Raw genomic sequence first — 6,989 nt, 5'->3', positions numbered from 1 at the left:
CCAATGGTTTTTACGGGCAGCCTCAATGCAGAAGGTTTTGAAGGGTGGTTATCTTTATATTTATTACCCTCTCTGACAGAGCCATCTATATTAATCATGGATAATGCACCGATTCATCGAAAAACAGCCATCCGAGAACTGGTAGAGGAAACGGAGCATCAAGTTCTTTTTCTCCCAAAATATTCTCCCGACCTGAACGATATTGAACACGATTTTAGTGCCTTAAAGCGAGCCAGAATGTATGCTCCTCCTGGGACATCTTTAGATGAACTCATCTGTGACTACTGCGCTCAATAGTGTCTCTTTTTTATTTGAAATGACTATAAGTATCTGTCTGAGTCGAAGCCGACCCTGCAAAATCGATCGCCCAATCAAGAACTGTTAGCGCCCGGGATTTTACTTGTACCTGGGGAATTGCCTTTTATACCTACCGTCCCGACCCGCAAACGGGCATGATGCCTGCAAAACTAGATAATATTTACTGGACTTCTTTAGGTTTGTGGAAGGAAACGCTGACGAATTTTCTGTTTCACCTCACTAAGGACTATCCTTACCGCACCGTTTCTCAGTCAGATCTGCTGCTTTATGGCGATGAGGGAGTGCCGCCTTGCTTGTTCCGAGTCTGTACGGGAGAAGCTGAGATTGCTATTAGCGATCGCTACCAGTTTCCCGAAGGTTACATGGTCAATTCGATCCAATTCGTTCCCTGCAAAGCTCCGGCCAGCAGTTCGACCAAAGGTTATATTGTTTGTATGGTTTTCTTGCCCAGCAGCCATGAAATCTGGATTTTTGATGCATAAAACCTCGCCCAAGGACCTGTATGCAAGCTTAACCATCCCTGCCTTAAATTTGGATTTACAACTCACGCGACCTGGTTGCCCAAAATTGCGACTAGGACAGCTAGTTACAATGTAGAGGTGCGTCAGGACTACGAATCTTTAGTCAAAGCTAAGAAGAATCCTCAAATTGAGTAGATGTTTGAAAATGAAGTGTATCCGCACTTCTCTTAAATCAGCCACCTGTTATCGAACAGTGCCCGAAAACCCTGTGTCAAAAGACCAGGGTTTTCCCACACCGGATATCTCAATACCAACTAGGAGAAACCTCATAATGTTCGTCATTTCAGGATACAAAATTCTCGAAACTATTTACACTGGTGAAAAAACTGTTGTTGTTCGAGGAATCAAACCTCCAGAACAACAAGTTATTCTAAAAATTTTGAAGCTTGAATATCCAACACCCGCCGAAATTGCCAAATTTAAGCACGAATACGAGATTGTTAAAAATTTGCAGCTTGAGGGAATTGTCAAACCAGAGAGTTTAGAAATCCAGCAGAATACATACGTTGTGGTTATGGAAGATTTTGGCGGTCAATCTTTGTCCAGCGCGATCGCCAGCAATCCCATCGATTTAATTACTTTCCTTTCCATTGCCATTCGCCTTTCAGAAACTCTAGGAGAGTTGCATCAAAATCATATTATTCACAAAGATATCAAACCTCAAAATATTATTGTTAATTTAGAAAAAGATATTATTAAAATAGCAGATTTTGGCATTGCTTCAAAGCTTTCCAAGCAAATGCAAAATATTAGCAATTCTAATTTAGCAGAAGGAACTCTCGCTTACATTTCTCCGGAACAAACGGGGCGGATGAATCGCTCGATCGACTATCGTACTGACTTTTATTCGTTAGGGGTTACATTTTATCAAATGCTGACTGGACGGTTGCCATTTGAAAGTCAAGACCCCATGGAATTAGTTCACAGTCATATTGCCAAACAACCCGTCCCCCCAACAGAAGTCAAAACTGACAATTCAATTCCGCCAGCAGTTTCCGATATAGTGATGAAGTTGCTGGCTAAAACCGCAGAAGATCGATACAAAAGTGCCTTGGGGTTAAAAGCAGATTTAGAAACCTGTCAGGAAATGCTGCGAAGTCAAGGTAAGATTTCAGCGTTTCCTCTGGGCAGACAAGATGTTTCGGTTCAGCTACAAATTCCTCAAAAACTCTACGGGCGCGAAGCAGAAGCAGCCGCATTACTGGCAGCATTTGAACGAGTTATTAGCTATTCTAGAAGCGAATTTGTTCTCGTTTCTGGATATTCAGGGGTTGGCAAATCATCTCTAATTAATGAAGTTCAAAAACCCATAGTTGAAGCGCGAGGATATTTTATATCGGGCAAATTTGACCAGTTTAAGCGGAATATTCCCTACGCTGCTTTGATTCAAGCATTCCAGGAATTAGTGCGACAACTGCTGACGGAAAGCTCAGAAAAAATCGAAATTTGGCAAGAAAAAATTTTAGAGGCGGTTGGTACTAACGGTCAGGCGATCGTCGATGTCATTCCAGAAGTCGAACTGATTATAGGCCATCAAGCTGGCCTACCCGAACTAGAACCAGCAGAAACTCAAAACCGCTTTAACTTGGTATTTCAACAATTTGTTAACGTTTTTACCAGGAAGACACATCCTCTGGTTTTATTTGTGGACGATTTACAGTGGGCAGATGCGGCATCTTTGAAGTTAATTAAACTGCTGATGGCAGAGTTGGATAACCGATATTTACTATTAATAGGTGCTTATCGAGATAATGAGGTAAGTCCGACTCATCCGTTGATGGAAACATTGGAGCAAATTAAAAAACATAGGGCAACAATTGAGGCAATCGCGCTCCAAACTTTGAACATCGAGCACATCAACCAATTAATGGCCGAAACTTTCAACGAGTCGAGCGATCGCACCAAATCTTTCGCTGAACTACTGCTGGAAAAAACAGGTGGCAATCCTTTCTTCTTAACCCAGTTGCTGGAATCATTATATCGAGATGGTTTGATATCATTTGACCTGCGGCAAGGAAAATGGCAGTGGGATGTCGAGCAACTGCAAGCGATCGCCATTACGGATAATGTAGTCGATTTAATGACGAGCAAAATTCAAAAACTCGCCGAAACAACGCAGCAGGCAATAAAATTAGCCGCTTGTATTGGCAACCAATTCGATCTAGAAGTTCTTTCAGTCGTAAGTGAAAAATCTCCAACGGTGATAGCGAACCAGTTATGGGATGCACTCCAGGAAGGTCTAATTCTTCCCTTGAGCGATGATTATCTGTTACCCATGCTCGCCAACGCCTCGGAAACAACACCCACAGGCAATACCAAGTCAATCTTCTACAAATTTTTACACGATCGCGTTCAACAAGCTGCTTATAGTCTCATCCCCAACGCGCAGAAAAAAGCAGTACATTTGAAAGTCGGTCAACTGCTATTGCAGAATACCGCACCAGAAGAAAGAGGCGAAAAAATCTTCGATATTGTCAACCAATTGAACATCGGTGCTGAGTTAATAGAGGAGCAATCGGCAAGAGACGAACTCGCACAACTCAATCTGATCGCCGGCCGCAAAGCCAAAGCTGCAACTGCTTACGAACCTGCTGTAAGGTATTTAACTGCTGGGTTAGAACTGCTGTCCTCTGATAGCTGGGACTGTCAATACGACTTAACTTTTAATCTTTATGTATCTGCCGTGAGGGGCGAATATTTAAATGCCAATTTCGAGCGGTCTGCAATGCTTGCCCAGACAGCGTTACAACAAGTAAAAACGGTTTTAGAAGCAACCCGGCTGTACGATTTAAAAATTAAATTGTATCTGTCTAAAAACGAAATGAAATTGGCATTAGAAACTGGGATTCAAGGTTTGGCAAGGTTAGGCATCTCTGTAGAGCAACAAATACCGCAACAAGTCTCGATCGAGACTTTGAAACACCTGCCACAGATGACCGATCCCTATAAAATTGAGGCAATGCGGCTGTTAAATACCATCATCTCACCAGCTTTTATTGCCGAACCTTCCCTAGTCCTGCCGATTATCACGACTATGATGGCAATTTCTAGGGAGTATGGTAATTCTGCGTTGGCAATTTATCCCTATGGTCTTTATGGTCTGATTCTGTCTGGAGCAATGGGAGACATAAAGGCTGGATATGAATTTGGTAAACTGGCAATGAGTTTGTTGGATAAATTTGATGCTCAAGAATTTAAATGTAAAGTTTACCATCTATTTAGCACTTGTATTCTGCCTTGGAATCAGCCGATTCGAGAAACTTTCGATCTGACACAACAAGCCATTCAAAGCGGACTAGAAACAGGAGATTTAGACTATACTTGTTATGCAACTATGTATAGTTGTTTGCATTTATTTTTAAGTGGCAAAAAACTGGAATATGTAATAGAAAAGCAAGATCAATATATTGAATTAATTGCTAGGCTTGAACAAGAGTTTCCTCTCTATTACGTCCGGATATGGAAACAGATCGCCTTAAATTTAAGGGGAGATTCGTCAGAGCCATGTCAGTTTACAGGCAGTAGCTTTGATGAAGAAAAAATGCTTCCGAGATTGCTAGAAGTTAATAATATTCAATCGCTGTTTTCCTTCTATTTTGGCAAAGCGATGCTTTACTATTTATTTAAAGATTTCGTCCGCTCTGTAGAAAATTCTGCCTTAGCAACCCAATATGCAGAACCCGTCGTGACTACAATGATCTACAGCGATCGCAATTTTTACTATTCTCTGGCATTGTTAGCTCGATATCCGGATTTGGAAACATCTGAGCAAGCAGAAACGATCGATATCGTCATAGAAAATCAGCAAAAAATGGAGAAATGGGCATTCCACGCTCCAGCGAATTATCGTCATAAATACGAATTAGTAGAAGCCGAAAAAGCGCGAGTCTTGGGGGAACCGCTCAAAGCGATGGAGTATTACGATCGCGCGATTCAATCTGCCAGAGAATCAGGATACATTAATAATGAAGCGATTGCCAACGAATTAGCAGCAGAATTTTATTTGGGGATGGGACGAGAAAAAGTAGCTCGCACCTACCTGAATGATGCTCACTACGGCTATATTTGCTGGGGTGCTCAAGCAAAAGTAACAGATTTGGAATCCAGATATCCTGAATTATTTACTCGAAGTGGAAACGAAAATATCAGTATTCAAACAACCGCCACCTCATCGAGTATCAGAACCATACAACTACTAGATTTAGACACAGTATTGAAAGCTGCCCAGGCAATTTCCAGCGAAATAATTTTGGATAAATTGTTGGAAAAATTGATGGAACTAGCCCTCGCTAATGCTGGCGCACAAAAAGGATTACTGATGTTATCAAACAACAATATATTAAAGATTGAAGCTAAAGTAGAGCTTGATAAGCGAGTAGAAGTATTGCAATCTTTGCCAGTAGAAAGCAGCGATAATTTGCCCCTAACTTTGGTCAATTATGTTGCCAGAACCAAGGAAAATATTGTTTTAAATGATGCCAGTAACGAAGGGAGATTTATTACCGATCCTTACATTGTCAAATACCAACCAAAGTCTATCTTATGTGCTGCGATCGTCAACCAGGGTAAACTGATTGGCCTGTTATACTTAGAAAATAATCTCGTTTCAGGAGCCTTTACGCAAAACCGTTTAGAAATCGCTAAAGTTCTATCTTCTCAATCCGCTGTTTCTATTGAAAATGCCCTACTTTATCGTACCTTAGAAGATAAAGTAAAAGAACGTACCGTCCAACTGGCTCAAGCTAATGCAGAAATTATCGATCTCAATCAAAAACTTAAAGCTGAAAATATTAGGATGGGTGCTGAGTTGGATGTCACCAAGCAACTGCAACAGATGATTTTACCCAACCAGTCAGAATTAGAGGCAGTTGAAGGATTAGAAATTGCTGGATTTATGGAACCGGCTGATGAAGTTGGCGGTGACTACTACGACGTGTTGCAACAGGATGGCAAAGTCACCATTGGCATTGGTGATGTAACTGGACACGGTTTAGAAAGTGGCGTTTTAATGATTATGGTGCAAACAGCAATTCGCACTTTGTTGGCGCACCGCGAAACCGATCAAATTAAATTATTGCAGACAGTGAACCAAACGCTTTTTGACAACGTAGAGCGCATGAAGTCTTGTAAAAATATGAGCCTTTGTTTGCTGGAATATCAAGACAATACCCTGCGTCTGAGCGGACAGCACGAAGAGATGATTCTCGTGCGTTGCAGCGGCGAAATAGAGCGAATTGATACTGTGGATTTAGGCTTTCCGATCGCCTTGGAAGCCGATATTGCCGATTTCATTGCTACTACTGAAATACAGTTAAATTCCAGGGATGTTGTCGTACTCTACACAGATGGAATTACTGAAGCTTTTAATATGGATAAGGCGCAATACGGTATCGAGAGATTAATTGAAGTTATTGCTCTTAATAGGGAACACTCAGCAGCCGAAATCAAGCAAGCTGTAGTTGACGACCTGCGACAATACATCGGGGAACAAAAAGTATTTGATGACATTACTTTGGTAGTAATCAAACACAAGTAATCTCAATTCCGGGTTTACTATCCCCTTCCGAAACATTTGAACAATATACCACCGATTAACATAGCATATCAGTGTATCGCTTTCTCGTCCCTACAACTCAAAACTCAAAAGTATCGATCGCCAAATGCCAGTTTTTCTGATGCAGCCGATCGCAAATTTGCACCTTCTCAACCGCTAAATATTGCTGAAATTCTGGTTTTTCTATGCCGCTGCGCCACATTACCAGAGCATCTTCTCCGGTGTCTTCGTAGTAACGTTTGCGCCGTCCAGCTTCTTTAAAACCAAATTTTTTGTACAGTGACACTGCGGCTAAATTAGATTCCCGCACTTCTAAGGTTGCCCGTTCTAATTGTCTATAGTTAGCCTTTTTTAGTAAAGCCCAAAGCAGAGCTTGTCCTAAACCCTGACCTTGAAAGCGAGGATGAATTGCCAAAATTGTAATATGAGCTTCTTCTAAAATTGCCCACAGGCAACCCAAACCGATCAGGGTTGGGGGAATCAGTAGGGGCGGTACCCCCGTGCCGGCCAGGTTTTGAGCTGATTTGCAGACATCTGTTTCCGATGCCCACAAACCCAGTAAATCGCTGTTAGGACTGCCTAACTCACGCCCATAA

Annotated in this window: 4 protein-coding genes; 3 read left to right on the top strand and 1 reads right to left on the bottom strand. The window is 41.7% G+C overall.

Going from position 1 to position 6,989, the window contains the following annotated elements:
* From QUA10_RS28395 to QUA10_RS28385, 3 genes are all read left to right on the top strand, one after another.
* On the top strand, window positions 1-297 hold a 297-nt coding region (locus tag QUA10_RS28395), incomplete at its 5' end, for a transposase (protein ID WP_333086464.1).
* A gap of 155 nt (window positions 298-452) precedes the next feature.
* Window positions 453-800, top strand: coding sequence for a hypothetical protein (locus QUA10_RS28390; RefSeq protein ID WP_333085842.1), 348 nt, complete (start codon window positions 453-455; stop codon window positions 798-800).
* A 310-nt stretch (window positions 801-1,110) separates the two neighbouring features.
* Window positions 1,111-6,375 (top strand): AAA family ATPase, encoded by a 5,265-nt coding sequence (locus QUA10_RS28385; protein WP_333085841.1) that lies wholly within the window; start codon window positions 1,111-1,113, stop codon window positions 6,373-6,375.
* Between the two features lie 97 nt (window positions 6,376-6,472).
* On the opposite strand, the gene rimI is transcribed toward QUA10_RS28385, so the two are convergent.
* Window positions 6,473-6,989: ribosomal protein S18-alanine N-acetyltransferase (gene rimI, locus QUA10_RS28380; RefSeq protein WP_333085839.1), on the bottom strand; the 517-nt coding region annotated here is incomplete at its 5' end.

This window comes from Microcoleus sp. Pol8_D6 (genome assembly GCF_036700965.1).
In the GTDB taxonomy this organism is placed as follows: domain Bacteria; phylum Cyanobacteriota; class Cyanobacteriia; order Cyanobacteriales; family Microcoleaceae; genus Microcoleus.
This window is presented reverse-complemented; position numbering and strand designations above follow the sequence as displayed.